Source organism: Dysgonomonas sp. (genome assembly GCF_035323175.1).
Lineage (GTDB): Bacteria > Bacteroidota > Bacteroidia > Bacteroidales > Dysgonomonadaceae > Dysgonomonas.
Genome location: NZ_DAOKYH010000002.1, coordinates 416,919 through 443,389 on the forward strand (window position 1 = coordinate 416,919; position 26,471 = coordinate 443,389).

A 26,471-nucleotide genomic window follows, 5' to 3' on the forward strand; every position below is an offset into this window, starting at 1 on the left:
ATTTATTTATTTTCTAAATCAAAAATTTTAACTGAGTTTACACCCATATAATTTCCATACGCATTCTGCATCCACACAATCGAATCTAAAGGAATATCTCCCGTTTTAGGACGTACCAATATCGATTCAGATGCATTAAAACGTCCATATATTATAATATCTTTTATTCCTTTTTGTTTTTCAGCAAGCACAATCCGATCTCTTTCTGCCCATATTCCATGTATTCGTTTAAAGTCTTCGAGACTTAGCCAATATGAATAAATAAACACTAAAGAAGCAACTCCAATAATTGAGTATAAAGACCTCTTTATAAATAAAATGGAGAAATCAAGATTGGCATATAACAACCCTGTAGCAATAAACAGGAATATCAGTATAGCAAACCACACCCGAGTAGGAAAAGTTGGAGCACCAGTCATAGCCAACGTTCCCACACCTGCTGTAAAGGCAAATAACAAGGACAGAAACAGTATCTTCTTATTACTATCTTTCTTTTTGAATTTGAAATATAGAAATAAAAAGATTGCATATATAACTGTTGGAATAAGTGCATACCAAGTAGACATTTTCAAAATGCTTGTAAACCTATAAACATAAAACATGTATATAGGTTCAGTGCCTCCCGAATTCAGGTTGCTAAGTTCTCCTGCATTTCTTATATAATTACCTGGCGCTAACAGCATAAAAGCACACCCTACAATAGCTCCTATAAACCCTAATATCATCCATTTGTGTAGCGTTTGCTTTTCCTTTTTCGCTAATATAATTAAGCATACAACGAAGAAGATCATCGCCACAGCCATATTCTCATTTGTCCATCCGGCGATAATACCAAGCAAAAACATTGCACAGGCTTTTATCCAACTATCGTTAGACTTTCCTGTAAGGTAAGCAGAGCAATAGAAAGATAGAAACAACAGAATAAGTAAGGTTCCCCACATATAGTTTGCACTCCCCGTAATCCAAAAAACATTTTCGATCAATGCAGGCGTAAGAAACCAGATCAACAGATTTATTCCAACAAAAAGTGACAAATTACTCTTGTTTCCCTTATTTGCTATATAATAGATTGTTACAACTAATACTATACACCCAATGCTATTGATGATATCACCCCAGAAAACACCTGCAGCAAGCATAAACTGAGCTATCGCATGAACAACTGAACGTCCTCCCCACTTGAAGTAATGAACATATTGATACGGAATAATGTCAGAGAAACCGACTCTATTGCCTTCGGCTGTCATACTGTATGTCCAATCATCGAGGGTAATAGGGAAATAATGATTCAGTCCATAAATACCGAAGAACAGTAATATGGAAGCCAGAACAATGTATTTTTGTTCCAATAAAATCGTTTTAAATCCCTGCAACATTACCTATACAATTAATGCTTCATAGCACGATCCATAGCGCGCTTATCGTCTTTCTCGCGTAGCGACTGACGTTTATCATATTGTTTTTTACCTCGTGCTACAGCTATATTTACCTTCGCTAAACCCCGTTCATTTAAGAAAATACGGGTAGGTACGATCGTATATCCTGTTTCTTTTACCAATCGCTGTATTTTTTTCAGCTCTTTCTTATTCAACAAAAGTTTGCGATCACTACGTGCAGCATGATTGTTATACGAACCATAAAAATATTCTGCAATGTACATATTACGTACCCACAGCTCATTCTTTTCGAACATACAAAATGTATCCACCAGACTGGCTTTACCAAGGCGAATAGATTTTATTTCTGTTCCTGTAAGCACAATGCCGGCAGTATATGTTTCGATAAATTCATAATCAAAACTTGCACGTTTATTCTTTATATTTATGTTTGATTGATTCATAATTATATAAGCATTCTTATCCAAACTTACAAAAATACTAAATATTAGGCTTAAGTATCTATTTCAACCTCAATATTCTTAGTTGATGCATTCAGAAGAAGATAATCTCAAGCGTTGATTATGAAAAAAAGAAGAATTTTGATATTGTAAAGCTAGTTTGCGGATACATGATTTTGCAAAGAAAAAAAAGGCAAAGAAAAAAGGTTGAATTCTCAAATTCAACCTTTTAATTTCTTTTCTATTTCAGCGACTTCCTCTCGGAACGTTTTATCTACTTCCATTTGCTCCCGTACTGTTCTACATGCATGGAGTACCGTCGCATGGTTTTTCTTTCCTATCAGAGAACCAATCTGAGCAAGAGACATTTCCGTATAACTCTTAGAAAGATACATTGCTACCTGTCTTGCTTGCACAATCTGACGTTTTCTTGATGCTGTATGAATAAGTTCGCTTTTGATATTATAGAAATCACAAACAGCAGATTCTATTGTATTAATTGTGATTTTCTTTGCTTCTATCTTCTTTATTGCCTGACCAATAACTCGTCTGGCCAAAGGCAAGTCGATCTCTTTGTTATACACCAAAGAGTGCGCCATTATAGAGACAATAATACCTTCTAAGTCACGAGCATTATCTGTTACATTTTCAGCTATATAATCTACTACATCCTCAGGAATAGACAATCCATCGTGTAATATCTTATTCTGAAGGATTTTCAATCTTAACAGCTTGTCCGGATTATCAACTTTAGTAGTTAATCCCCATCTAAAGCGAGTCAGCAATCGTTCTTCAACACCGTGTAGCTCCGAAGGAGACTTATCACAAGTAAGAATAAGCTGCTTATTGTTCTGATGTAAATGATTGAATATATGAAATAATGTATTCTGCGTTTTCTCTATTCCGGCCAATTCGTGAATATCGTCTATAATAAGGACATCTATGCCCTGATAGAAATTGATAAAATCATTGGTCGTATTGTATCGTCCGGCATCCGCATATTGTACTTTAAACAAATGAGCAGATACATACAATACACGTTTCTCCGGATATTGTTCCTTAATGCTATTTCCTATTGCATGACACAAATGTGTTTTACCCACACCTGATGTTCCATGAACAAACAAAGGATTGAAGGCTGTCTTCCCTGGATTTCTTGTTATAGTTTCCCCTGCGGTACGAGCCAGCTTGTTACTTTCTCCTTCAAAAAAGTTATCGAATGTATATTTATTATTCAGTTGCGAATCGAAATCATCCGCCACTACTTTTTGGAATGGATTAGGTACTTTGTTTGTATTCTTTCCTAGTACAATCTTATCTGTAGAAGATTTTGCATCGCCACGATAGTCTACTAATGTATTTGTAGTATTTTCCATAAGTATGCGATATTGCAATATCGTATCGCTGCCTATTTCTCTATATAATGTGGCTTTGAGCAAATCAATGAACTTGTCTTCTAAATATTCGTAAAAGAATTGGCTGGGAACTTGTATCGTAAACACCCTGTTTTCGTACGAGAGTGGGACAATAGGCAGAAACCATGTCTTGAAAGCGGCCTCAGTTACATTATCCTGAAAAACCTTCAAACAATTTGACCATAATTTCTGAGCTGACACTTGTTCCATTTACGTTATTTAATATGAATTTGAATATTTATTAATTGCTTCCGAATGTAAATTTCTAAAATATTTTCAATAAAAAAAAGTGGGTATAAATTTGGAATTCGCCACAAGCAAGCATCTCATTTAATATCAACTACTTATAGAGCTTTAACCCAATCAGAGGGGAAGTACCTTCAAAAGCCTATCTAAATCAAGACCTTAGTAGCCAATAATGAAATGTAACAAAATTTTAACAATTCCGAAATATCTCTCAGAAAGCATTCGTGTTACACCTTTACAAAAAATAATGTTTTTTGCTTATTTAGAATAATTCTAAACAATGACCTTAAAACACCTTGACATTAATATAACGGGAAGGGTTTTCTTTTACGTCTTTAAGAAGCAGAGATGCGTTACTCATGGTATTGACAATACTATCATAGAGTTGTCTATCATTCAGCAACAGACCAATAGATCCGTCTTTCGAATTCATTTTTGCTGAAAGATTTTCTAAGCTTTTCACGGTTGCATCAACAGACTTATAAGTAGAAGCCAAATCAATTTGGTTGAATTGTTTCGACATAGTAGCAAAATCGGTTGAAGCCTGACTAAGGTTTCCGGTAATTGTAGGCACATCTTTATTTAATGCTGCCATCATTACATTCAGCTGTTTTGTTGTTTTAGCTAAATCTCCTGTTATTTGATTCACATCAGACAAAGATTGAGATAAAGCAGGATTATTGACCAGCACATTTATACCGGTCAAAATAGAATCTATCTTCGGCATGAGATTCTGTATTTGAGGGATCATCCCCCCTGCAGCATCCAGCATACCTTTATTTCGAATGCCAATTATAGTGTCCGAAGGGGAAATAAACTCTATCTTATTATCGCTTTCTTTAACAATTATTGTGGCAGAGCCCAACATAGATACATCTAATATCATTTTACTACCTTTAGGTAGTTGCACTCCTTTGTTCATATCCAAATAAGTAATGATACGATTTCCGTGTTCTGTATCCAATTTCATAGAAGATACCAAACCGATCGAATAACCGTTTAGAGTTACCGGTGTAGCCTGTGTTAATCCGGCAACATCGTCAAAAACTACCATATACGAATTAGATGGCCTGAACAAATTAATTCCTTTCAAGAAACTGATTCCGTAATACAATATAAATATTGCAATTACAAAAGCCATGCCTATTTTTACTTCTTTAGATATTTTACCCATAATGTATCTCTATTGTATGTTAGTTAATCCGGTGCTTATTACTTTATACGCTTCCCATTCTTCATTCTTATAACAAATGCATCTTTAAATTTCAACCTTACCTGATTCTGTATCTTTGTTATTTCATTAAAATTGGTAGTAGAACCGTATGTATATCTATACACACTACCATCTTTATAAAAAGACACGGGAGACAATCCCTTCAGAGCCGGTGAATTTCCAGATAACTTGCGAGGCGATACAAGAAACTGCACTCTATATTCTATTTGATCTTTTTCTATTTTTTTATTTGATGACGCAGTATTGTTTCTTACTTTTTCAGAAACTGACACTTGGGATATCCTGTCTTCATTCTGATCATTCTTAACGGTTATCGTTTCTTCTTCTACATCATCAAAACTAATATCTTCTACTTCTGTAGATTCTACAACTAATTTCCCTTGTTTTTTATCAAAGTCACGTTTGTATTTTCTAAAACCGGAGTAGATAGCTGTAGCCATCGACTGTTGTCCCGACTTTGTTGATAAAAACTGTGCCTCCGATTGATTATTTATAAAACCTAGCTCAATCAACACACTCGGAGCACTTGTTTTTCTTAACACCAAAAACCCGGCCTGACGAACCCCTCTATCCACTCGCTTTGCTACATTCCTAAAATCAGACTGAACAAAAGAAGCAAATTGTAGACTTTGCTCCATAAAGGTGTTCGTCATGAATTCAAAAATAATATACGATTCGGGCGAATTAGGATCAAAGCCCTCATATTTGGTTTTGTAATTATCTTCTAATAATATTACAGAGTTTTCTCGCTTGGCAACTTGTAGGTTTTCTTCACTACGAGCCAACCCCAAAATATAAGTATCAGCGCCTGATACTGAAGTTGACTTTGCTGCTGTAGAGTTGGTATGAACTGAGATAAATAAATTAGCTTTAGCCTTATTTGCTATATCAGCTCTTTTATCAAGATCTACAAAAACATCTGATTTTCGAGTATATACAACTTTTACATCTTTATGATTTCGCTCTATCAATTGACCTAAAGCTAAGACAACTCCAAGATTTATATCTTTCTCTTTATATCCACCTCTGGTTGCCCCGGTATCTTTTCCTCCGTGCCCGGCATCAATTACTACAACAAATCTTGAGTCTATTGCATAAGTTACATTTGCAATAAAGAGTAAAATAAGAAGACTCAAAACTTTGTTCATAAGGAAATTAATCGATGTATAAAGTTACGCTTTATAAACTACTTGGTTTTTAAGTTCTTTGCCTGCAAAAAAATCAGAAATACTATTCATTGTCGTATTTGCGATATTCTCCATCGCCTCCTGAGTAAAGAATGCCTGATGCGAAGTTACTATCACATTGTTAAAAGACAAAAGTCGAGCCAATACATCATCTGTCATCACCGCATCAGAGTGGTCTTCGTAGAAGTATGCTCCTTCTTCTTCATATACATCTAATCCGGCATAGCCAATCTTTCGGCTTAACAATCCATCAATCAGATGTCTTGTATGAATCAACTTTCCTCTACCTGTATTAACAATCATCACGCCGTCTTTCATTTTGTTGATAGACTCATCGCAGATGAGATACTCTGTTTCTTTTGTCAACGGGCAATGCAAGGTAATTATATCAGAATTGGCATACAACTCATCCAAAGTAACATATTTAATACCTTCTGCTTCGGCAAAAGCATTATCAGGATACAGATCATAAGCCAAAACATTCATTCCTAAACCTTTGAATAAACCTATAGCTACCTTACCAATCTTGCCTGTACCGATTACACCGACAGTCTTTCCGTACATATCAAAACCTTCGAACCCAACAAGAGAAAAGTTTCCGTCGCGTGTTCTTAAAAAAGCACGGTGGACTTTGCGGTTAAGACAAAGCATCAAAGCCAAAGTATGTTCTGCTATAGCATGCGGAGAATAATCGGGTACACGTACCACTTTTACTCCATGCTTTTCAGCAGCCAAAATATCTACATTATTGAAACCGGCACAACGTAATGCTATCAGATTAATTCCATATGATTTCAATTTTGCTACAACATCTGAATCAACGACAGCATTAACAAAAATACATACAGCATCTGCACCGTTAGCCAGCACAACATTATTTATATCGAGATGTTCTTTGTGATATGTTAGTTCGAATCCATATTTTTCATTTACTCTATCAAAAGTAACTCTGTCATATGGTTTTGCATCAAAAACTGCGATTTTGTACGCCATGATTTTATTTTTTTATTTCTTATAACACTAAGTCACAAAAGTAAACAAAATAACTTTTATCCTCAAAACTATCATTGAGCTATTTGTTTTACAGTATTACATTTAAAATATTTTTCACATATACCCCACTCATTAGTCAATCCTGCTATACAATCAGAAAGTATATATAACTAGCCCGCCACCCCGTAACACTCTAAAAACAATAAAGGGAGCGAAAAAGCTCCCTTCATTTATAATCTTAAGTCTAATTTATTATTTAGCGTAACTTACTGCACGGGTTTCACGAATGACAGTGATTTTCACTTGTCCCGGATAAGTCATCTCATCCTGAATACGTTTAGCGATATCTGCAGATAGTTTTTCAGTTTCCACATCATCAATCTTATCTGCTCCAACTATAACTCTCAACTCACGACCAGCCTGAATAGCATAAGTTTTCAATACGCCCGGATACGAAAGAGCTAATTGCTCCAGATCATTCAAACGTTTGATATAAGCCTCAACAATTTCACGACGAGCACCCGGACGAGCACCGGATATCGCATCACAAACCTGCACGATCGGCGCCAATAAGCTTGTCATTTCCACTTCATCGTGGTGAGATCCTATCGCGTTACAAACGTCGGCTTTTTCTTTATATTTTTCAGCCAACTTCATACCAAGCAAAGCGTGTGGAAGTTCCGGTTCATCATCTGGAACTTTACCTATATCGTGTAACAATCCGGCTCTTTTTGCTTTTTTCACATTCAGCCCTAGCTCGGATGCCATAATCGCACAAAGATTAGCAGTTTCACGAGCATGCTGCAACAGGTTCTGTCCATAAGATGAACGATACTTCATCTTACCAACTAAGCGTATCAACTCTGGGTGCAAACCATGTATACCTAAGTCAATAGTCGTACGTTTTCCTGTTTCTATTATTTCTTCTTCGATTTGCTTTCTCACTTTGGCTACAACCTCCTCGATACGTGCCGGGTGAATACGTCCGTCTGCAACCAACTGATGCAAAGCCAAACGCGCAACCTCACGTCTCACAGGATCAAATCCTGAAAGAACAATTGCTTCCGGAGTATCATCAACTACAATTTCAATCCCTGTAGCCGCCTCTAATGCACGAATATTACGTCCTTCACGTCCGATTATACGACCTTTTATTTCGTCAGACTCTATATGGAATACTGTTATGGCATTTTCAATTGCAGTCTCTGTTGCCACACGCTGAATAGATTGGATAACAATCTTCTTAGCTTCTTTATTGGCTGTCATTTTAGCCTCTTCCATTATCTCACTGATATAAGACTGAGCATGAGACTGAGCCTCATCTTTCAAAGCTTCTACCAGTTTTTCCTTCACTTCTTCTGCCGACAATCCCGACAACGCCTCAAGCCTTTCCACCTCTTGTTTGTGAAGCTTATCCAGATCTTGCTTTTTCTTATCTATCACCTCTAATTGAGCCTCTAGATTAGTTTTGATTGTATCTACCTCGCTACGCTTGCGTTGAAGCTCTTCCTGCTTCTGGGTCAAACTTAATTCTCGTTGCTTAATCTTAGCCTCAGCAGCTTGCAGTTTCGAGTTCCTACTATTCACTTGCTTTTCAAATTCAGACTTCATCTGTAAAGCCTGCTCTTTTACTTCAAGTAGTTTATTTTTCTTGATCACCTCTGCTTCTTGTTCCGCCTCTTTTACTTGACGTTTGAATTTTGAATTCGCCATAAAATTCAAAACCACCCAAGTCAGTATTGCTCCAACAAGAAAGGTAATTCCATACAATAATATATCCATATTCTATTTTTCTTTGATAAAAACTTATATTCAATAAACAAAAAAACACCAACCCAAATATGAAACTTATCTCATATCTGAAATTAGTGCTTTATATATCATCAATTTAAAACTTTACTTTACCTGCGCTTTCAAATATTCATCCAGTTCATTTGTCAAACTTTGGATTCTATGCTCGAAAGTTTCGGCTCGCAGTTGATGTTCAACTTTCTCTGCCACTGCCTGAATTGATGTCATTGCCATATAGTCGACATCCCTCAACGGCTGAGTAGAAACTCCTGTAAAATAATTTTTATATTGTACTAACTTATAATCTATTTCGTCTGCAGCTCTACGATAAACTTCCTCATCTCTACGTTTTATACGAAGAGGGTATCTCATATCAGCCACTCGTAGATTAATAATTAAATGCTCATCCATAACATCATTTTTCTTTTACGCTTTCAGCATGGTGATACATTTATCTACATCTCGCACTAATTTCGACAACCGTTTTTTAGCATTCATCCTCTCCTCTGGGTCTGCTGACGAAAAAGATTTTGCAAACTTCAAATTGTCATATTTAGCATTTAACGCATCCAACTTTAATGATAATGCTTCTATCGCTGTTTCTTTTTGCTTCAATTCCTGCTTCATCTGTGCATTTTCCTCTTTAAGCATATCACAGAGATACATTAACTGCCTCATTCTTATCTCAAACTCGGCAAGAAGTTTTTCATCATTTTCAGTCATATAATAGCCAAAATGCTACACAAAAATAGATAATACCAACGAATTAACAAAATTATTACGCTCCTTAATTATTGAAAAATACATTATACCGAAAAAAAACAAAGAGGGGCACTTACTATATGTAATAAGCACCCCTCTTTTGTAAGCTTGTTTAGGTCTTTCAAAGCAAAACGACTTGCAAGTCGTCCTTTAATTCGTTAAACGCAATTTTCCCTTCTCTGGCTAGCCAGCCAAGAGCTGCATACATGTCTTTTTCTGTAAGTTTGCAGGCTTTCTTGATTTCCTTTAAAGATTTACTACCTTCCGCATCAAGATAAGTCCAAATGATTCCTGCATTTGTTCCAATTTTTTCTTTCATAATGGGTGTAAGTTAAAAAATTAAACTCATCATTAATTATCACTTACAAAAATACATAAAATTAACTACCCCAACAATTTAATATTACATTTATTAGCAAATAGATAATATTATGACAAAGTAGTTAAAGGGATCATTTATTTGGATTTTAACCAAATTCTTGTAGTTTTGTGATAAAAATAATTGCCTTGCGTTTTTTTAGTCTGCATAAGAGAAAGGAGTATAGTGACGAAGAACTTTTGTCACTGTTTAAAGATACGAGTAAAGCTGAATACTTCCAACAGCTTTACGAACGCTACATACCTCTCATCTATGGGTTGTGCCTGAAGTATCTGCAAAACACCGAACAATCGCAAGACGCTGTAATAGATATATTTGAGAACCTCTCACAAAAAATACAGGGCTATGAAATAAAGATTTTCAAGAACTGGCTGTATAGTGTTGTTAAAAATCACTGTTTTCACATTTTAAAAGAAAATAAAAGAGAAATTATAGTAAATTTCGACTCTCAACTTATGGAATCTGAACCTATTTTGGATCTATTAAGCGAGAATGCGAATGAAGACAAAGAAGATGCGTTGAACAAATGCTTGGAGCAGCTTCCCGAACCTCAGCGCATATCGGTGGAGAAGTTCTTCTACGAAGACAAATCCTATGCTGAGATTGTGGATGAAACTGGATTTCATCTGAAGAGTGTAAAAAGTTATATCCAAAACGGAAAAAGGAATTTAAAAATCTGCATTGAGAAAAACCTGAAAGAATGAATTTTTTAGATTACATAAAAGGACAAAGGAAAGGCGTTGATGCTCATCGGATCGAAAAAGATTCGATGAAAGATCCGTTTATGTATGAGGCTATAGAAGGTTTCGACAGCATCGATGATGATCACTTGGCAAGTATCAACAATATACAGGAACGCCTGAATGCCAAAACAAAAACAATCAAGAAACATCATCCTATATGGCAAAGTGTAGCAGCGGCGGCTGTTGTGATTTTTGCTATAGCCGGATATATGATTATCGGATACCATGAGTCTAACGACCTACAGGCACAAGATAAAGGCATGAGCTCTATTATCAACATATACGTACCTGAGGAATACTATGTAGAGAATATAGTTGTAATAGCAAAACACAATACCGAAGCAACCAAAACATATAAGCCCAACATAAGCAAGTTCAGACTAGACAAAGAGGAGTCTATCAATACCGAAGCTCTGACTGTATTATCCCAACAAGAGGACGATGGCATGGTAGAGGTTTATGCGCCCGAGAATTTCAAAGACGAAGCAAATACTTCTCTTACTATAAAGAAAGGGAAACCTGAACCAATAGGTGGATATAACAGATACAATGCCTATTTAAAAACGGCAATGCGCCGACCTACTGACGATTCGTGCAAAGACAGGAAAGGAAAAGTAGCCATTGAATTTTCGGTTGACGAACAAGGACGCCCATATCTATTTGAAGTAAAACAAAGTCTTTGCGGAACTTGTGACAATGAAGCTATTCGCCTGATACAAAACGGAGCCAAATGGACTACTGGCACTGAGCGTGTTATGGTAAGGGTAATATTTTAATCTTTCTTTTCGAGCAAATCAGGACGCAAACGTTCGGTGCGCTCCATAGCTTGCTGCAAGCGCCATTCATCCATCTTAGCCTGATGACCCGACAACAAAATATCAGGTACACGCCAACCCTTATATTCTGCCGGACGTGTATAGACAGGCGGAGCCAGTAAATTATCCTGAAAAGAATCGGACAAAGCTGATTGTTCATCTCCTATTGCGCCGGGTAAAAGCCGGACAATAGCGTCAGCCATAACAGCAGCAGCCAATTCTCCTCCCGTAAGAACATAATCACCTATAGATATTTCGCGGGTTATCAGATGTTCGCGAACGCGATAATCGATACCTTTGTAATGCCCACACAGGATAATAATATTGTTATACGACGACATTTGGTTTGCTATTTTCTGATCAAATACTTCTCCATCGGGTGAGGTATAGATTACTTCATCGTACACTCGTTGTTCCTTTAATGCTGAAATAGCATTATCGATCGGTTCTATCTGCATTACCATGCCTGCTTCGCCCCCGAAAGGATAATCATCCACACGTCGGTGTTTGTTCGTTGTATAATCACGAAGATTGTGAACAACTATTTCTACTAAGCTTTTGTCTTGAGCTCTCTTAAGAATAGAACAATCCAAAAGACCTGTAAACATTTCAGGCAAAACACTTATTATATCTATGCGCATACTTATAGTAAAATGAATTGCAAAGGTAGAGTTTTCTTTCAATTAATAAATAAGAGCCCGGGATATAAGTAAAAAAGTGACAAATGCACAAAACAGCACAATGCAAATAATCAATACATTACGGACAAAAGGTGACAAAAGTGACACTTTTTAAGTTGTTTTTATTTGTCACTTTTTCTTCTTTCGAAGAAGTCAATAATAATTAATACTATACGTTGTTCTCATGCTTTAGGAACGACGCAAGAAACTCCGTATTACTATTTTTACTCTGTGATTAAAAAGAATAGATGAGAACGAATGCGACAACAATTCCTTTTTTACGATCCAATAAATCAAAGAGCGTTTATAATAGATAATCTTTTTCATATAAACTATAAACTCTCATTATTACTTTTCTTCCTATACTGTAGTTTAAATTACACTCAACCGCTTATTCCTTTTGTTCTAATATTTGTAGCCACTATAGCCAACAAAATGAGGGCTACTCCGAGCCAGCGAAATACATCTACCGATTCTTGCAATATAAACGCCGAAGATGATATTGCGACAGGCAACTCGACAGCACTAAGGATTGCACCTATCGAGACACCCACACGGGGCATACCCATAGAAAAGAAAAGAGGAGGAACTACCGTACCCAACAGAGCCAATGCCAGCCCCCAAAAAACAAGCCCACCGAAATACACTCCATTAAAGAAGAACAATGGAGGAAAAATTATCCATGTAATAACGCATGATCCGGTAATCATCAAAGCGCTCTTTTTCAGTACAGGCTGATCGTTACCTACACGTCCGCTTGTCATCAAGAAAATAGCATAACTAGTAGCCGCCAGCAAGCCGAAAACGACTCCTTTGAAATTGAGCATAATTTCCTGACTGAATATTCCACCGGCAAGCAGTGTCCCTATCAAAACAATGCCAAGTAACAGCAATTGCTTACGTCCGGGTTTCTTCCTGAAAACCACAGCCTCTATAACCATACTTATCCACAGATACTGCATCAGCAATATAATAGCGAGCGATGCAGGCAATAGTTTCACACATTGGTAATAGAATATACCAACCAGCCCCGTAAAGCTTCCGGCAATCACTATTTTCCACCATTTAGTATTAGGTTGGGTATTATCAATCGTTTCTTTTTTATCACCTTTCTTTACCGATTTGGTAATAAAATACAATAGCCATAAAATGACCATTCCCGAGAAAGATTGCGTTCCTGTGATTTCGCCGAGTGTGTAACCTTCGGCATATGCAAATTTTACGATAGTGGAAAGCAGCCCGAAGCTTGCCGCTCCAATAAACACTAACAATCCGCCTTTTATTCTTTGATCCATTATTTATGTTAAGTTCTAAATCATTATACCTCAGAGGTAAACACAAAAAAAAGGAATACCCTTTTTCGGATACCCCCTCCATTTACATTTTCGTTCGCATACAATAAACTCAAGACTTATTATATACGCTTTGGTACTGCAAAATTACAATATTTATTTCTTCATGCAAAACACATCGGAAAGTTTATATATTTCTTTACAACAAGAAACTACGCCTTTTATGCTCTGCTCTTCCTACTTCTCCTTTTTATGGAACATATTCCCTGTAGCTTGTGCCGTAGGCATCACCAGCATATCCTGAATATCTACATGCGGAGGTTGTGATATGGCAAAATAAACAGATTCAGCAATATCGTCAGCAACCAAATTCTCATAACCGGTATATACCTGATCGGCACGACCTTTGTCTCCTTTGAAGCGAACTAACGAGAATTCCGTTTCCACAGCTCCGGGACAAATCTGAGTCACCCGAATATTATAAGGCAGCAGATCCATACGCATACCTTGATGCAATGCATTCACGGCATACTTAGTCGCACAATATACAGCACCATTCGGATAAACAGCCTTTCCGGCAATAGACCCTATATTGATTATATGCCCCGAGCAACGTTCTACCATAACGGGAGTAACCACCCGAGTAACATACAACAAACCTTTGACATTTGTATCTATCATTCTTTCCCAGTCATCAACTTGGCCTTTATAAATTGGGTCTAACCCTACAGCAAGCCCCGCATTATTGACAAGGACATCGATATTTTTCCATTTTTCGGGAAGGTTACCCAAAGCAGCCTCTACCTCATCGTATTTTCTTACATCAAAGCATAGAGGGAGAACCGTAGAACCATAGTTTATGCTTATTTCTTTATCCAGTTCTTCTAATTTATCCTTTCTTCGTCCGGTAATAATAAGGTTATACCCTTCCTTGCCGAGCCGCAAAGCAATTGCCTTGCCCAAACCGGACGTTGCACCGGTTATTAATGCTATTTTTTTCATTTGAGTTTATTTAATCCAAACATTCAATATTTCACCGATATACATTTTATGATATCCGCTTTTACTCCAATCTTTGTTAGGTAAAGATTTATCAACTACAGCTTCCGGAGTAATTGGCTGCGCTACTATTTTCTTACATTCAAAGATCATCCAGGCTTCAGCAAATGCTGTAGCACCTGATGGAGTTTTGATCGGTGTCAATCCCGATCCTTTTATTTTATCTGTAGTACGCCCACTTACCGAACCGCAATAACGCAAAGCATCTTTATACGCTTCAGTGTAAAAAGATATTGTATAGGTCTCACCTTTATCCATTGTTTGTACCGAGTAGCGTGAAGGATTGAGAAAACAGAATGATACAGGCTTTTCCCAGAATGTACCAAGTCCACCCCACGAGGCAGTCATCACATTCATTTGATCGGCAGTACCCGAAGTGATCAATGTCCAATCTCCTAACAGCTTGATAATATTGCCCGGTATTTTATCGGGCGTTATCTGCCTGAATCCTTCCATTGTAGCAACCGCACCAGCGGCAATCGTTTGCGGAGTATTATTAGATGTTACCGGAATCGATGCCGCAACCTGAACAGGATCAGGTATAGATTGAGCGGCAGCGGCTAAAGGCACTTCTACCGGACTTTCTTTTTGTGGTACTGCAGGAGCTGAATAAGTTTTCGCCTCTGCTTGCAATGAGGTTGTTGCACCTGTTGTATTTATACCGTTCAGATAAATGTCTATAGATTTGTATATGCTGTTTACAGAATCTACAGTATGTATTCTGAATTTATCATAATAGCGATTTAGTTTATCTCCTTTTTTGTTGAGAGCTATTTTGTCGGAGATCATCTCCTCAGCCGGAAGCAGTTTCTTACTATCAGAATAGCTATATTTTATATTTCTCAACGTTACTTCGCATGCTCCATCTTTCGTTTCCAAGATCAACTGATAAATCATCTTAGCCCGATCAAGCACAAGAGAACTTCGCTTAAACTCAAGATATTTCTCTCCAAAACATGCGATCATTTTATCGTCAGCCTTACTTAGCAGAACCCGATTATTCAAATCTTTCTCATCAGTCTGTGCATTATCATAGTTGTTTATTGCCCATTTTTCCATCAATGAAAAAAGCTGTTCGTCGGAGATTTGTCCCTTTACAGGTATCTTCTTCGAAAAAACAATCTTACCGTCCACTTCGGGTACAGCTCCTACTAGATATTTCGGGTTGTCTTGTGCACTTACTACCAACGAGAACATTGCACATAAAAAAAACAGAAGACTATTTTTCATTTTATCAGAGTTATTATGTTATATACCATAAAAGTAGTATAATTTCAGAAACAAGACAATAGAATATTAAAACAAAAAAAATGGTATCGATCGGTTACTGTCAATACCATTTTAGTCTATATTCATTCTTTTCTTTACTGTATTATAAAATTTATCTTAGTTTTAAGACATCTCCTTCGGTAGGGACATATTCAAAATCTTTTTTGTTCATTTTGTACAAGTTTTTCACCTTGATACCATACAGCTGAGAAATACTATACATAGACTCTCCCACCTGAACTTCGTGCTCATAATATGGTTTATCGGCTTTCGATTTTTTTTTCTCAAAATAGACCAAATCACCTGCCTTCAAAGGGAAGCCTTCGGGTACTTCATTGTACTTATACAAGTCTTTTGGCTTAAAATCAAATTCGCCCGCAATACCCTCGTACGTATCACCCGCTTCTGCTATCACATAAACCAGGTTGTGTGTTTTATATGGAATATGACGATATTCTTTATTTCTTACCTGAGTCTCTTCTATTTCTCTTATTTTCTCCTTGGAGAATCCTCTTTTATCGTGTTGGTAAAGCTCATAATCTTCAATTAGCTTTATCAGTTTGTTCGCATAAGCTTTATCAGTTGCATAGCCTGCTTGCTGCAATCCTTTTGCCCATCCTCTATAATCAGTAATTTCCAAAGCAAACAGACTTTTATATCGTGGTTTATCGGCTAGAAATCTCGAATGATCTTCAAATGAATCTTCAGCTCTTTTATATTTTCTGAAACAATCATTCGGGGTATCATCCGCTTGATAGACTTTTCCTCCTGTCCAATCGTTGTGACACTTAATACCAAAGTGATTATTCGAATTTTTAGTCAAAGCACTTTTACCCGCACCTGATTCTAACAACCCCTGAGCGAGCGTTATACTTGCCGGAATTTTATATTTTCTCATGTGATCTACAGCTATGCCTTTGTAAGTCTCAATATACTCTTCGTATATCTTGTATCGTTTTGCCTGAGAATAGGCAGATGTAGTAGACAGAAAAACAAGTACAGAAAGGATAATAAATTTGAGAGATATATCCGAGCTATTTGCTTTTTTCATATATTTAGAAGTATTTTATTTGTAACAGTAATAAAATGGAAAATTTAAATTTAACAACAAAGATACTCGTTTACACCTTTGAAGAGGCTACCGAAAGTATAAAAAAACTTATAATAGAGGCTAAAGCGGTTGCAGAAAAAGCATATGCGCCCTACTCAGGCTTTCATGTAGGAGCGGCAGTTCTTCTTTCCAATGGAAAAATTGTTACGGGCAACAATCAGGAAAATGCAGCTTACCCTTCAGGGTTATGTGCCGAACGGGTTGCTGTGTTTTATGCAAATGCACAATATCCGGAGGCTTCGATTGAAGCAATTGCTGTTGCCGCTTGTCATGACGGAGCCTTTACTGTAAACCCTTGTAGCCCGTGTGGCGGTTGCAGACAAGTTTTGTTAGAAACAGAGAATAGACATAGTTCCCCAATGAGAGTAATATTGTACGGTGAAAGTAAAATCTATGAATTAAAATCTGCCAAAGCACTTCTTCCTGTAGGATTTGGGAAGGAATCGCTAGACGACTAATTTATAACATTGTTTTATGGTCTTTTAAAGCCTTTGTCAACTCTTTTGCTTTATCATCCGATACTTTATCCAGCAATTGCCAAAAACGTTCTCCATGATTCATTTCTACCGTATGGCATAGTTCGTGCAAGATTACAAAATCCACAAGGTATTCAGGTAAGAGCATACAGTAAAACGACAGGTTTATTGTCTTCTTTGATGAACAGCTTCCCCATCGGGTACGACTCTTATTAATCTTTACTTCGGTATATTTAAAACCGTACCTTTCTGCAAATGATTTCACTTTTGCAGGAAATAGCCTGTTTGCCTCATAGCGAAGGGCTTTTTCTACAAATCCTTTTATTGTCGATTGAACTGTTGAACCATTGTAATTTATATCAGCCGGACATGAGATGGATAGTATGCCTTCTTTCAGACTCATATAATAATTCTTGGTCGATGTTCCGGTAATCAACTTCAAGGTAAAACTAAAGGTGTTAAATTCTATATCGGGAGTAAATAAAATACGGGTAGTCTTTTTTTCCACTAACGACATCAGACGAGGCTTCATATCACGAATAGTCTTCTCTACAAAGGACATACTTACTGATGGTGGATATGTAAGTTGTAGATAACCATCTTTTTTTCGAACGATTATCCTTTTGGCTCTTGCATTCTTAACAAGCCTTATTTCCCCCAAATCTTTATCTACAATAACCATCAGAAATGATATAAAAAAAGCTTAACCCAAAAGTTAAGCTTTATATTTTATTTGCTTCAAACCTATTTGGCTTTATGATTTTCCTTTATAAACGCTTCTAATGCAGCCGTCATAGATGGCATGCCCGGAAGCGGAGCTTCACAATCGAGCCTCAAACCCGCATCGCGAACAGCTTTTGCGGTAGCGGTACCAAAACAGCCGATAGCCCTCTCTCCTTGTTCAAAATTAGGCATATTCTTAAATAAAGAAACAATACCGGCCGGAGTAAAAAATATCATCATATCGTAAGATAAGATCTCAGACTCGGTTATTTCATTACTAACTGTTCTGTACATCACTGATTTTGTATAATCAACTTTTTTCTCGTCCAATACTGCCGTAAGGTCTTCTGTATGTACATCCGAGACAGGTACAATAAATTTTTCTTTGTTGTGTTTTGTTAAAGCTGTTGCCAGACCATCCATCTTACCTGTTGCACTAAAGAATATCTTGCGCTTTCTGTAAACAATATATTTTTGCAGATACAAAGCGACTGCTTCCGATATACAAAAATATTTCATTGTTTCGGGCATTGTTACTCTAAGTTCCTCACACAGAGAGAAGAAATGATCTATTGCAATCCTTGCTGTAAAAACGACTGCTGTATAATCTTGTATATTAATACGCTGTTGCCTAAACTCTTTTACATCAATGCCATCTACACGAATAAACGGACGAAAATCCATTTGCACATGATATTTCTCGGCAATATCAAAGTAAGGCGATTTCTCTGTTGTCGGAGCAGGTTGAGAGATTAATATCTTCTTTACTTTCAAGGTCATAATAGTGTGTTAAATACGTCGGTTCTATATAATTGAATCAATCCTATCGCTAAATACACATAAGGTAATATTTCAAAGGTGCAAAGGTAGGCAATCAAATACAAAAAGTTAAATTTTTGACCAATAAAAAAGACTATTATTTGATAAAAAAGTGTTATTTGAACAATTAAGAAGAGTATTAATATAAGTATTAATATCTCAGTATGATAAAAATTAGAATAAATCAAGAGCAACGTAGGCAGAAAATATAGTATCCCCAGCACCTCGATGGACACCATATGCATTCTTCGCCACGAATTCATCGCTTTCTTCTGATTAAAGATATAACCTATCAGTTTGTAAATAAAATCTTTGATTCCAAAAAACAAAGCTATGGCAACGATAAATGTGACAATAGTCAGAAAAGCTTTACTATTGCTTTGCACAGAAGATTCATACTCTACAAAAACATCATAAATACATATTGCAGATAAAACAGCAGACTGAAAGATAAGGAAATAGCTATATATCATTTCCCTCGATGTAGTCTGACTATGTATTCTTGAGGCCTTTACAGGAGTAAACAGGAAGGAGATACTCTCTTTCAAGAAAGATAACCCGCCACTATATATATATGTAAAAAGAAATAAGCATAAAAGCAACAGGCAGAAAATCCCATCTACTTGTTCCAGATTGAAAGGCAGAAGATCGCCGGAATATCTTACAACATCTCCAATGCTATCTTGATGAGCAGAATATAATTGTTTGTTAGTCATATTCACAATCTCACCTTCTACTGGATTTAATGAAAAACGATGAATATAGATAGTATCCTGCAACAAGACACTATCTTTCATTACACCTATGTATGGTACTGTATCGTTAATCAAAGCTCTTATATAGTTGAAAGCACATACTTGCTCTATTGCAGAACAAGTATGTGCTATATTATTATATTACAGATTAAACTCTTTCTTTATCACATCTACATAGTCTAGCTTCTCCCATGTAAACAACTCTACTTCGCGAGTCATTCCCTGAGGATTGTAGCGTGATTGAAAATGTTTAGTTACGGTTTCCGGCTCACGCCCCATATGCCCATAAGCAGCAGTCTCAGCATAGATAGGATTGCGTAATTTCAGGCGTTGTTCGATTGCTTTTGGTCGCATGTCGAACAGCTCCTCTACCTTAACCGCTATCTCTCCATCCGAAAGATTTACGGTACCCTTGCCATATGTATTTACATAAATATTCATAGGTTTGGCAACACCGATCGCATACGATACCTGAACAAGTATTTCGGAAGACACACCGGCAGCAACAAGGTTTTTTGCAATATGACGTGCCGCATAAGCAGCCGAACGGTCTACTTTTGAAGGATCTTTACCCGAAAAAGCACCACCGCCATGCGCACCTTTACCTCCGTAAGTATCAACTATGATTTTACGTCCTGTCAGGCCGGTATCTCCATGAGGCCCTCCTATAACAAAACGTCCGGTAGGGTTTACATGATAAGTAATATCCGTTGTAAAGAGCTTCGTAATATCATCTCTGAACTTATACTTCTCCTTCACACGAGGTATAAGGATATTGATCACATCTTCTTTTATTTTAGCTTGCATTGCCTCGTCGTCAGCAAAATCATCATGCTGAGTAGAAATAACGATAGTATCTATTCTCAAAGGCGTGCCATTATCATCATACTCGATCGTTACCTGCGATTTGGCATCAGGACGAAGGTATGGCATCAAATGCAATTCATTTTTGCGTATAACGGCTAATTCTCTCAACAATGCATGAGACAAGTCTAGTGCTAATGGCATATAATTGTCTGTTTCGTTTGTTGCGTAGCCAAACATCATACCCTGATCTCCCGCTCCCTGATCCATCGGATCGGATTTTCCATCAACACCTCTGTTGATATCATCGGATTGCTCATGTATGGCAGACAGCACCCCGCAAGATTGAGCCTCAAACTGGTATTCACTTTTAGTATACCCTATACGCTCGATCACTTTACGTGCCGTTTCGGGAATATCAATATATGCTTTTGATTTTACTTCTCCTGCCAAAACCACCTGTCCGGTAGTTACCAATGTTTCGCATGCGACCTTCGAATCAGCATCATAGGCCAAGAATTCGTCCAATAAGGAGTCTGATATCTGATCTGCCACTTTATCAGGGTGACCTTCTGATACAGATTCAGATGTAAATAAATAACTCATAAATATTGTTTTATTGTAATAAAAACAGGAAGATATGTATTATAATGCAGTGCAGAAAATGGTTTAGCATTTTTTCATGTGGTTGCAATCAATACAAATCTATCCACTTAATTGAGTGCAAAGATACATCTTTTTCTCAATTTAAAATTATTCTATATAAAAAAACAGCCTGCATCAAAATTGATACAGGCTGTTTCTCATATTTTATATCTATTTATTTACTTGCCATTAGCAAATTCAAATAAAGCTTTACCATTTGCATTTTCAGGATCTAGCTCAAGAACCTTTTCTGCATATAGTTTTACATTTGCTTTATCATCAGCCTTCTTGCTTTTCTCGAACTGTAAATAATAATAGTAGCTCAAATAGCTATATGCTTCTATCAATATTTTGCTGCTTGGTTCCGGATCAGCCAACAGAACTTTAATTGTTTCTTCATAGAATGGTTTTGCCAACCCTTGCTCCGAGTCCGGGTCCATCTGATAGTTTGTACGTGCTCTCTGATAGAATCCTAAATAACTATCCGGCTTACGTTCTGCAACTACAGCAAAAGCTGCATCTGCTTGTTTGTATAGCGCAATAGATTGTTCTTTTACTTGCTCCGGAGTTAACGATTTATCAGATTCAACTTTAGATGCTGCAGATAGATAGTAGCTACCTAATTGATAATAATCAGTTGCTTCTGCTCTTTCTCCAAGCATCTGGATGTATTCTTTGTAATAATTAGCCGCTTCAGCGTACATCTGATCTTTGGCAGAAGCTGTAGCGATCTCTTTAAACAAGCTTACTTTGCTAGGATCTAATTTTATCGCTTTCTGATATTGCTCTATAGCCTTAGCTTTATTGCCTGTTTCAGATAGTATATTTCCATAAGCCATATAGTCTGAAACCAGATATTTCACTGTATCAACCTCAGATCTAGGTATACTGAAGAACTTGTCTCCTGCAGCTAAACCGTCCTGATAGTTTTTAGTTTCATTTTCGATATACATCAACAAACGATTCAACACAAAGCTGTTTGGTTCGCGTTTCAAACCTTCATTAATCAGATTCTTTGCACCTGAATATCCTTGTGTAAAGTACTCTGATGCAGCATAACGAGTAATATCATCTACAGTGTAATCACCACCCTTGAAGAATTCTTTGTATGCAGCAATAGCATCCGGATAAAAACCATCTCTGTAATACAAGTCAGCAAGATCTTTGTAAGCAATCTTATATTCAGGTTTGATTTCTATCGCTTTTTTCAACAAATCGGCTGCTGTGTTACGATTAATATATTCATATACCTTAGCACCTTTCATATAAGCCAATACACAGTTAGGATCAAAGTTGATAGCCTGATCGTACTGACCTGCTGCTCCGCCCGGATTGTTTTCTTTGGCTAACATATCTCCTTCGAGAATGTATGAATATGGTGATTTCTTATCTGCCTTCTTAGCTTCAGCAATCATCAAAGTGGCTTTGTCTTTCATGCCATTATCAAAATATGCTTTTGCTATGGCTAAAAGAACAGTTACATTCTTTTTATTCTTTTTTTGAACTTCTTTTAATTGATCTTCTGCAACCTTAGGGTTTGACTTTAATTGCAATTTAGCCAATCCTACAGCACCAAGACCTAGCTCAGTAGTTGCTGCCGCACTTTGCTCAAACTGAGACTTAGCTTCAGTCAAGTTATTTTCCAGAATTGCAATTTCTCCCAGATAATAATGAGATTCTTCAGGATTCTGCCCTACGTTTTTAGTAAAATATTCTTTCGCTAGTTTGGTTTCACCAAGGCTCAGATAATCTGCTCCCGGGCTATTTTGCGCAAATGCCGACAAGCTTATCGCTAAGCTCAAAAATGCGCTCACTAAATACTTCATTTTCATCTTCTATACTATTTTTATTAATATTTATTTATATGTGACAGATATCAGGCCTATCCTAAAATGTTGGGTTTGCTCTTACCAGTCTGGTAGGTACATTTGCGGGATAAAGCCCGGCCTTGAGTATAATACGTTGTCCTTTCTCTCCTGCAGCAAAGGTAACAAAACCTGAAGGTAATCCACCTTTGACATCTGAGATTATAATAAAAATATCTCTCGTTAGCGGGTATTTTTTTAAGACTAAATATGCGGCAAATGGTTTAAAACTGTTTTCCTCAGTGGCTTTATCTTCTGAGCTTACCGACATAACATTTATACTATTAATAAAGCTTAAATTTTTAGGATCGGATGGATTGCTAATCCAGTTGACACCGATAACACCTATTGCATTAGGGACAGCAGCAACATAATCTATCACTTGCTGATTGGGTGTACGTTCTTGCAGGTTGACATTTTTAACGCTGTCTGCCGATCTCGCTTTCACATTCTGACTGAGAGGCTCGCCTCCACAGATCGAATCTTTTATAAATCTGACAGTACTGGAATTAGGGCTATCGAATACGACCGATATTTCACCCAGTTTAGATTTCGGATTTATCTCCTTCCAATCCTTAATCTTACCTGTCATTATTTTTTTAATATCAGACACTGTAATCAAAGTGTCCATATTTTCTTTGTTTACAATAAGGGCAATACCATCAATAGCAAGCCGCTGTGTACGTGGAGCTTGTTTGCGTTCTTTTATAATTTGTGTTTCGTTGGCAGTAAGTTGTCGTGTAGCAATTATTACACGCAAGCTATCTTTCATAAATAAATTAAATGCTTCATTTTCACTGGTAAATATGGGAATAACCAGAGCTTCGTGATTTAAAGCTCCAAAAACATCAACCTGTTCTTGTATTACAGGAGCAAAGCATTCATCAACAGCTATCTCAGCTATACCACTTGTGGGCGTATCTGTTCGTGTTATCTTTCTCTGGTCGCTACAAGAAAAGAGAAAGATAAAAGCAAAAATACATACAATAAGACTAAGATTTTTCATAACAAAAAACAGATAATTCGTTTAAAATTGTTTCCATGCACGGTATCCTCTAAATATGCCATACAAAAACAACAGCACACCCATGGCCACACGAAGCAAGATATGTACATTATCAAAAATAGGGGTAAATACCATCAAAACTGACACACATAGATAAAACAATACCATAAATATACCAAATATTGCTTTTCCCGATATTTTTTTTCCTTCTTTCATACCTTTTTTTATTGGAAAAAGAAGAGAAGATGTGTCTTTCATACTCCAACTTCTCTTCTTTACTAAGTCTTATTTACAATTTTTTTATAAAAATCTCAATAGATATTCACTTTTACTGTTTCAAACGGAATACGATAGGGAGAGTAAAGTACACAGGTACATTCAATCCATTTTGTTTTCCCGGTATCCATTTCGGCATCGATTTAACCACACGTACAGCTTCTTTGTCGCACGATGGGTCGATACCACGAATCACGTTTACATCTTCAATTGCTCCTGTTTTAGAAACAACGAAACGTACTGTTACACGTCCTTGAATACCTGATTCTTGAGCCACTACCGGATATTTGAGATTGGAAGCAATATACTTTTGCATTTCCATCTCGCCTCCCGGGAAAGTTGGCATCTGTTCTACAGTAACGAAAGGTTTTTCAACGGCAGGTTTTTCTTCTACTATCACCTTGTGTTCTCTCAACTCAGCGATATCGACACCTGTTTTATCATTTGTACCTTTCACGTCAGCCACCGAAATTTGGATTTTAGTTTCCTGGATTTCATCCTGTGACTTCATTTCCTGATCTTCACGCACCTCGTCGTCTTTTGCAATCTTAGGAGGCACAAACTTCACTGTTGTTTTCAACGGTGGAGGCGGCGGAGCTGTTTCTTGTTTAATCTTATTCTCTTCCGGAATTTCTTGATCTACCGGAATATTAGATAACTCGAAAGTATCCTCCATTGGCCCTGTATTGCTTTGAGTAAGGCTCTTTACTACTGATACCAGACTCGGTAAAGCCGACACAAATATTGCAAGCGCAAGGATTACTAAAAACGCAACGATATGTCTCTTCGATGATGATTGACGTAGCTTGTAAGCTCCATAGTTTTTATTCTTACCTTCAAAAACTACATCACACCATTCGGAGGAATTCAATTTTATATCTTTTCCCATAATTTTACTCCTTTCTTAATGTGATTAATTTTTTGGTGGTGCAGCACTAGCGCCATAAGCCCCTTTACTTTTCAGGTTCTCAAGCAAGAATTGGTCACCCTCGGTCATATCCACAATTGCATATTTTGCAATACTGCAAATTTGCATTTCATCAAGAGCATCAACAAGATTTTTATAACTAGCTTCGGATGTTGGTTTAATAACCACTACTTGTCCATCCTTATCTTCTTTTATTGTTTTCGATCTTGTTTTAAATTCTTCCTCTGACATTTTATTTTTCTTCTCAAACTTCTCCTGTCTCAATTCCCTCATTTTTGCTACAATAGGGGCATTGCGTTCCAGTAAAACTTTACGAAGTCCTTCAGGGGAATAATCAGTTTCTTTCAAGGTAGTATAGTCACTATAGTTAGGCATACCTGTATAGTAATATACTTTATTGTCTTCTCCTAGAATCAAAGTAATAGCTTTAGACTCCTTGACCTTCACTTCATCCTCTTCAGTAAGTTTCTGATCTGTAGGCATCGCAATATCCATGATTTGCGGTTTACTCAATGTTGTACAGAACATGAAGAATGTAATCAAGAGCATGTTCATATCCACCATCGGAGTAAAGTCTACTCTCAGGGTCTGTTTCTTGGGTTTACCTTTTTTCTCTTCTCCACCACCGGACTGTTGTACTTCTGCCATAATTTTTTCTTTTTTTAATGTTTAAATCATGTTTTATACGCCTTCCGGCATTCCCCTTAGAGATGTTATGAGGCTATAACGGTTTTCTTTCATCTTCACAAGACTTTTCAATACCTTATCCACCAATGGATAAGCTGTTGACTGGTCTGCTTTGATAGCAATACCCATATCATCGCCTCCAATTTCGCGTGCATGTTGTACCCAACGTGAAAACTGATCGTTTACACTATCAGATGGCACACCCCATTTCTTTATCTCACTATCTTGAGTGCTCAATGGCATATCAAGGAAAGCAGCCATTCTGTTCATAGGCACACCAATGTGTGTTTGTTCTATGAAAGATCTAATCTGCTTATCGGTGAATGTAATACCATAATCTTGCCCCATCTTTTCCAATACCGCCTTTTTATTTTCTGGTTTGTCTATATTCAAGAATACCTTTCCTTGTGGATCTATCAATATATTCAACACATTATATTCAGGCACTTTCACCTCAGATACTGACTGTGGAGTCATTACCTGTACCGGCTCTTTTGGTAAGAAGGTAGCAGTAAGCATAAAGAATGTGAGCAAGAGTACAGTAACGTCACTCATCGCCGTCATGTCGATGAATGTGCTCTGTTTTTTTACTTTTGTCTTTCCCATTTTCTTACTTTTACTTATTAGAGTGGAATCTTATATGAATTCCACAAATTGTTCTGAAAAAAAATTGT

The 26,471-nt window shown here is 36.9% G+C and carries 28 protein-coding genes; 3 read left to right on the plus strand and 25 right to left on the minus strand.

The genetic code is table 11. The annotated features are described in order from the left end of the window. Positions 1-2: 2 nt before the first annotated feature. The 10 genes from PKC55_RS04785 to PKC55_RS04830 form a co-directional block, all read right to left on the minus strand. Complete coding sequence (locus tag PKC55_RS04785) at positions 3-1,349, minus strand: DUF3329 domain-containing protein (RefSeq protein ID WP_324372088.1); 1,347 nt, start codon at positions 1,347-1,349, stop codon at positions 3-5. Positions 1,350-1,387: 38 nt separating this feature from the next. Beyond that, on the minus strand, positions 1,388-1,840 hold the full coding sequence (smpB, locus tag PKC55_RS04790) for an SsrA-binding protein (RefSeq protein WP_006842387.1): 453 nt from the start codon (positions 1,838-1,840) through the stop codon (positions 1,388-1,390). Positions 1,841-2,058: 218 nt separating this feature from the next. Then, the gene (dnaA, locus tag PKC55_RS04795; RefSeq protein WP_252637680.1) at positions 2,059-3,462 is read right to left on the minus strand and encodes a chromosomal replication initiator protein DnaA; all 1,404 of its coding nucleotides are present in this window, start codon (positions 3,460-3,462) and stop codon (positions 2,059-2,061) included. Between the two features lie 322 nt (positions 3,463-3,784). Then, complete coding sequence (locus PKC55_RS04800) at positions 3,785-4,672, minus strand: MlaD family protein (RefSeq protein WP_291125882.1); 888 nt, start codon at positions 4,670-4,672, stop codon at positions 3,785-3,787. 38 nt (positions 4,673-4,710) lie between these two features. Continuing rightward, on the minus strand, positions 4,711-5,880 hold the full coding sequence (locus PKC55_RS04805; protein WP_291125880.1) for an N-acetylmuramoyl-L-alanine amidase family protein: 1,170 nt from the start codon (positions 5,878-5,880) through the stop codon (positions 4,711-4,713). 24 nt (positions 5,881-5,904) lie between these two features. Then, a complete protein-coding gene (locus tag PKC55_RS04810; protein ID WP_135103782.1) occupies positions 5,905-6,912 on the minus strand; it encodes a 2-hydroxyacid dehydrogenase in 1,008 nt (335 codons plus the stop codon). A gap of 252 nt (positions 6,913-7,164) precedes the next feature. Next, a complete protein-coding gene (gene rny, locus PKC55_RS04815; RefSeq protein WP_006842382.1) occupies positions 7,165-8,694 on the minus strand; it encodes a ribonuclease Y in 1,530 nt (509 codons plus the stop codon). 114 nt (positions 8,695-8,808) lie between these two features. Further along, entirely contained in the window at positions 8,809-9,114 is a 306-nt protein-coding gene (gene zapA / locus PKC55_RS04820; RefSeq protein ID WP_006842381.1) for a cell division protein ZapA, read from the minus strand. A 15-nt stretch (positions 9,115-9,129) separates the two neighbouring features. Next, complete coding sequence (locus PKC55_RS04825; RefSeq protein WP_135103781.1) at positions 9,130-9,426, minus strand: coiled-coil domain-containing protein; 297 nt, start codon at positions 9,424-9,426, stop codon at positions 9,130-9,132. A gap of 160 nt (positions 9,427-9,586) precedes the next feature. Beyond that, complete coding sequence (locus PKC55_RS04830) at positions 9,587-9,784, minus strand: winged helix-turn-helix domain-containing protein (protein WP_006842379.1); 198 nt, start codon at positions 9,782-9,784, stop codon at positions 9,587-9,589. A 170-nt stretch (positions 9,785-9,954) separates the two neighbouring features. On the opposite strand from PKC55_RS04830, the gene PKC55_RS04835 reads away from it, so the two are divergent. Then, complete coding sequence (locus PKC55_RS04835) at positions 9,955-10,548, plus strand: RNA polymerase sigma factor (protein ID WP_252637678.1); 594 nt, start codon at positions 9,955-9,957, stop codon at positions 10,546-10,548. Beyond that, on the plus strand, positions 10,545-11,363 hold the full coding sequence (locus PKC55_RS04840) for a hypothetical protein (RefSeq protein ID WP_283686251.1): 819 nt from the start codon (positions 10,545-10,547) through the stop codon (positions 11,361-11,363). The genes PKC55_RS04835 and PKC55_RS04840 overlap by 4 nt, the downstream gene beginning before the upstream one ends. On the opposite strand, the gene trmD is transcribed toward PKC55_RS04840, so the two are convergent. The 5 genes from trmD to PKC55_RS04865 form a co-directional block, all read right to left on the minus strand. Continuing rightward, positions 11,360-12,043 (minus strand): tRNA (guanosine(37)-N1)-methyltransferase TrmD, encoded by a 684-nt coding sequence (gene trmD / locus PKC55_RS04845; RefSeq protein ID WP_283686250.1) that lies wholly within the window; start codon positions 12,041-12,043, stop codon positions 11,360-11,362. The genes PKC55_RS04840 and trmD overlap by 4 nt on opposite strands. Positions 12,044-12,465: 422 nt before the next feature. Then, positions 12,466-13,377 carry an EamA family transporter gene (locus tag PKC55_RS04850; protein WP_324372097.1) on the minus strand — a complete coding sequence of 304 codons (912 nt, stop codon included), beginning with the start codon at positions 13,375-13,377 and terminating at the stop codon, positions 12,466-12,468. Between the two features lie 234 nt (positions 13,378-13,611). Next, a complete protein-coding gene (locus PKC55_RS04855) occupies positions 13,612-14,376 on the minus strand; it encodes an SDR family oxidoreductase (protein ID WP_291125870.1) in 765 nt (254 codons plus the stop codon). A gap of 6 nt (positions 14,377-14,382) precedes the next feature. Next, positions 14,383-15,663, minus strand: a complete 1,281-nt coding sequence (locus PKC55_RS04860) for a DUF4468 domain-containing protein (RefSeq protein WP_324372100.1) — start codon at positions 15,661-15,663, stop codon at positions 14,383-14,385. Between the two features lie 151 nt (positions 15,664-15,814). Further along, positions 15,815-16,753 carry a glucosaminidase domain-containing protein gene (locus tag PKC55_RS04865; RefSeq protein WP_252637672.1) on the minus strand — a complete coding sequence of 313 codons (939 nt, stop codon included), beginning with the start codon at positions 16,751-16,753 and terminating at the stop codon, positions 15,815-15,817. 35 nt (positions 16,754-16,788) lie between these two features. Between PKC55_RS04865 and cdd the strand changes: the two genes are divergently transcribed. Then, on the plus strand, positions 16,789-17,271 hold the full coding sequence (cdd, locus tag PKC55_RS04870) for a cytidine deaminase (RefSeq protein ID WP_291126384.1): 483 nt from the start codon (positions 16,789-16,791) through the stop codon (positions 17,269-17,271). 1 nt (position 17,272) lies between these two features. Here the strand turns inward: cdd and PKC55_RS04875 are convergent, their stop codons facing one another. The 10 genes from PKC55_RS04875 to PKC55_RS04920 form a co-directional block, all read right to left on the minus strand. Continuing rightward, positions 17,273-17,971 carry a M48 family metallopeptidase gene (locus PKC55_RS04875; RefSeq protein WP_291126382.1) on the minus strand — a complete coding sequence of 233 codons (699 nt, stop codon included), beginning with the start codon at positions 17,969-17,971 and terminating at the stop codon, positions 17,273-17,275. Positions 17,972-18,033: 62 nt separating this feature from the next. Beyond that, positions 18,034-18,792, minus strand: a complete 759-nt coding sequence (locus PKC55_RS04880; protein ID WP_135103772.1) for a uroporphyrinogen-III synthase — start codon at positions 18,790-18,792, stop codon at positions 18,034-18,036. Further along, on the minus strand, positions 18,789-19,628 hold the full coding sequence (locus tag PKC55_RS04885) for a DUF4271 domain-containing protein (protein WP_291029397.1): 840 nt from the start codon (positions 19,626-19,628) through the stop codon (positions 18,789-18,791). The genes PKC55_RS04880 and PKC55_RS04885 overlap by 4 nt, the downstream gene beginning before the upstream one ends. 99 nt (positions 19,629-19,727) lie before the next feature. Further along, the gene (metK, locus tag PKC55_RS04890; RefSeq protein WP_291126380.1) at positions 19,728-20,996 is read right to left on the minus strand and encodes a methionine adenosyltransferase; all 1,269 of its coding nucleotides are present in this window, start codon (positions 20,994-20,996) and stop codon (positions 19,728-19,730) included. A 218-nt stretch (positions 20,997-21,214) separates the two neighbouring features. Beyond that, positions 21,215-22,867, minus strand: coding sequence for a tetratricopeptide repeat protein (locus PKC55_RS04895; RefSeq protein ID WP_135103769.1), 1,653 nt, complete (start codon positions 22,865-22,867; stop codon positions 21,215-21,217). Positions 22,868-22,922: 55 nt separating this feature from the next. After that, complete coding sequence (locus PKC55_RS04900; RefSeq protein WP_252637666.1) at positions 22,923-23,906, minus strand: PstS family phosphate ABC transporter substrate-binding protein; 984 nt, start codon at positions 23,904-23,906, stop codon at positions 22,923-22,925. A gap of 21 nt (positions 23,907-23,927) precedes the next feature. Then, entirely contained in the window at positions 23,928-24,122 is a 195-nt protein-coding gene (locus tag PKC55_RS04905) for a hypothetical protein (RefSeq protein ID WP_228093666.1), read from the minus strand. A 112-nt stretch (positions 24,123-24,234) separates the two neighbouring features. Further along, positions 24,235-25,071, minus strand: a complete 837-nt coding sequence (locus PKC55_RS04910) for an energy transducer TonB (RefSeq protein WP_135103766.1) — start codon at positions 25,069-25,071, stop codon at positions 24,235-24,237. 24 nt (positions 25,072-25,095) lie between these two features. Next, positions 25,096-25,758 (minus strand): ExbD/TolR family protein, encoded by a 663-nt coding sequence (locus PKC55_RS04915; protein WP_135103765.1) that lies wholly within the window; start codon positions 25,756-25,758, stop codon positions 25,096-25,098. A 33-nt stretch (positions 25,759-25,791) separates the two neighbouring features. Continuing rightward, the gene (locus PKC55_RS04920) at positions 25,792-26,403 is read right to left on the minus strand and encodes an ExbD/TolR family protein (RefSeq protein ID WP_135103764.1); all 612 of its coding nucleotides are present in this window, start codon (positions 26,401-26,403) and stop codon (positions 25,792-25,794) included. Positions 26,404-26,471 lie beyond the last annotated feature (68 nt).

Excerpts from the sequence above, each read along its gene's own strand:
- smpB (WP_006842387.1), bottom strand. The coding sequence starts at position 1,840 with ATGAATCAATCAAACATAAATATAAAGAATAAACGTGCAAGTTTTGAT.
- dnaA (WP_252637680.1), bottom strand. The coding sequence starts at position 3,462 with ATGGAACAAGTGTCAGCTCAGAAATTATGGTCAAATTGTTTGAAGGTT.
- PKC55_RS04800 (WP_291125882.1), bottom strand. The coding sequence starts at position 4,672 with ATGGGTAAAATATCTAAAGAAGTAAAAATAGGCATGGCTTTTGTAATT.
- PKC55_RS04805 (WP_291125880.1), bottom strand. The coding sequence starts at position 5,880 with ATGAACAAAGTTTTGAGTCTTCTTATTTTACTCTTTATTGCAAATGTA.
- PKC55_RS04810 (WP_135103782.1), bottom strand. The coding sequence starts at position 6,912 with ATGGCGTACAAAATCGCAGTTTTTGATGCAAAACCATATGACAGAGTT.
- rny (WP_006842382.1), bottom strand. The coding sequence starts at position 8,694 with ATGGATATATTATTGTATGGAATTACCTTTCTTGTTGGAGCAATACTG.
- zapA (WP_006842381.1), bottom strand. The coding sequence starts at position 9,114 with ATGGATGAGCATTTAATTATTAATCTACGAGTGGCTGATATGAGATAC.
- PKC55_RS04825 (WP_135103781.1), bottom strand. The coding sequence starts at position 9,426 with ATGACTGAAAATGATGAAAAACTTCTTGCCGAGTTTGAGATAAGAATG.
- PKC55_RS04830 (WP_006842379.1), bottom strand. The coding sequence starts at position 9,784 with ATGAAAGAAAAAATTGGAACAAATGCAGGAATCATTTGGACTTATCTT.
- PKC55_RS04840 (WP_283686251.1), top strand. The coding sequence starts at position 10,545 with ATGAATTTTTTAGATTACATAAAAGGACAAAGGAAAGGCGTTGATGCT.
- trmD (WP_283686250.1), bottom strand. The coding sequence starts at position 12,043 with ATGCGCATAGATATAATAAGTGTTTTGCCTGAAATGTTTACAGGTCTT.
- PKC55_RS04850 (WP_324372097.1), bottom strand. The coding sequence starts at position 13,377 with ATGGATCAAAGAATAAAAGGCGGATTGTTAGTGTTTATTGGAGCGGCA.
- PKC55_RS04855 (WP_291125870.1), bottom strand. The coding sequence starts at position 14,376 with ATGAAAAAAATAGCATTAATAACCGGTGCAACGTCCGGTTTGGGCAAG.
- PKC55_RS04860 (WP_324372100.1), bottom strand. The coding sequence starts at position 15,663 with ATGAAAAATAGTCTTCTGTTTTTTTTATGTGCAATGTTCTCGTTGGTA.
- PKC55_RS04865 (WP_252637672.1), bottom strand. The coding sequence starts at position 16,753 with ATGAAAAAAGCAAATAGCTCGGATATATCTCTCAAATTTATTATCCTT.
- cdd (WP_291126384.1), top strand. The coding sequence starts at position 16,789 with ATGGAAAATTTAAATTTAACAACAAAGATACTCGTTTACACCTTTGAA.
- PKC55_RS04875 (WP_291126382.1), bottom strand. The coding sequence starts at position 17,971 with ATGGTTATTGTAGATAAAGATTTGGGGGAAATAAGGCTTGTTAAGAAT.
- PKC55_RS04880 (WP_135103772.1), bottom strand. The coding sequence starts at position 18,792 with ATGACCTTGAAAGTAAAGAAGATATTAATCTCTCAACCTGCTCCGACA.
- PKC55_RS04885 (WP_291029397.1), bottom strand. The coding sequence starts at position 19,628 with ATGAAAGATAGTGTCTTGTTGCAGGATACTATCTATATTCATCGTTTT.
- metK (WP_291126380.1), bottom strand. The coding sequence starts at position 20,996 with ATGAGTTATTTATTTACATCTGAATCTGTATCAGAAGGTCACCCTGAT.
- PKC55_RS04895 (WP_135103769.1), bottom strand. The coding sequence starts at position 22,867 with ATGAAAATGAAGTATTTAGTGAGCGCATTTTTGAGCTTAGCGATAAGC.
- PKC55_RS04900 (WP_252637666.1), bottom strand. The coding sequence starts at position 23,906 with ATGAAAAATCTTAGTCTTATTGTATGTATTTTTGCTTTTATCTTTCTC.
- PKC55_RS04905 (WP_228093666.1), bottom strand. The coding sequence starts at position 24,122 with ATGAAAGAAGGAAAAAAAATATCGGGAAAAGCAATATTTGGTATATTT.
- PKC55_RS04910 (WP_135103766.1), bottom strand. The coding sequence starts at position 25,071 with ATGGGAAAAGATATAAAATTGAATTCCTCCGAATGGTGTGATGTAGTT.
- PKC55_RS04915 (WP_135103765.1), bottom strand. The coding sequence starts at position 25,758 with ATGGCAGAAGTACAACAGTCCGGTGGTGGAGAAGAGAAAAAAGGTAAA.
- PKC55_RS04920 (WP_135103764.1), bottom strand. The coding sequence starts at position 26,403 with ATGGGAAAGACAAAAGTAAAAAAACAGAGCACATTCATCGACATGACG.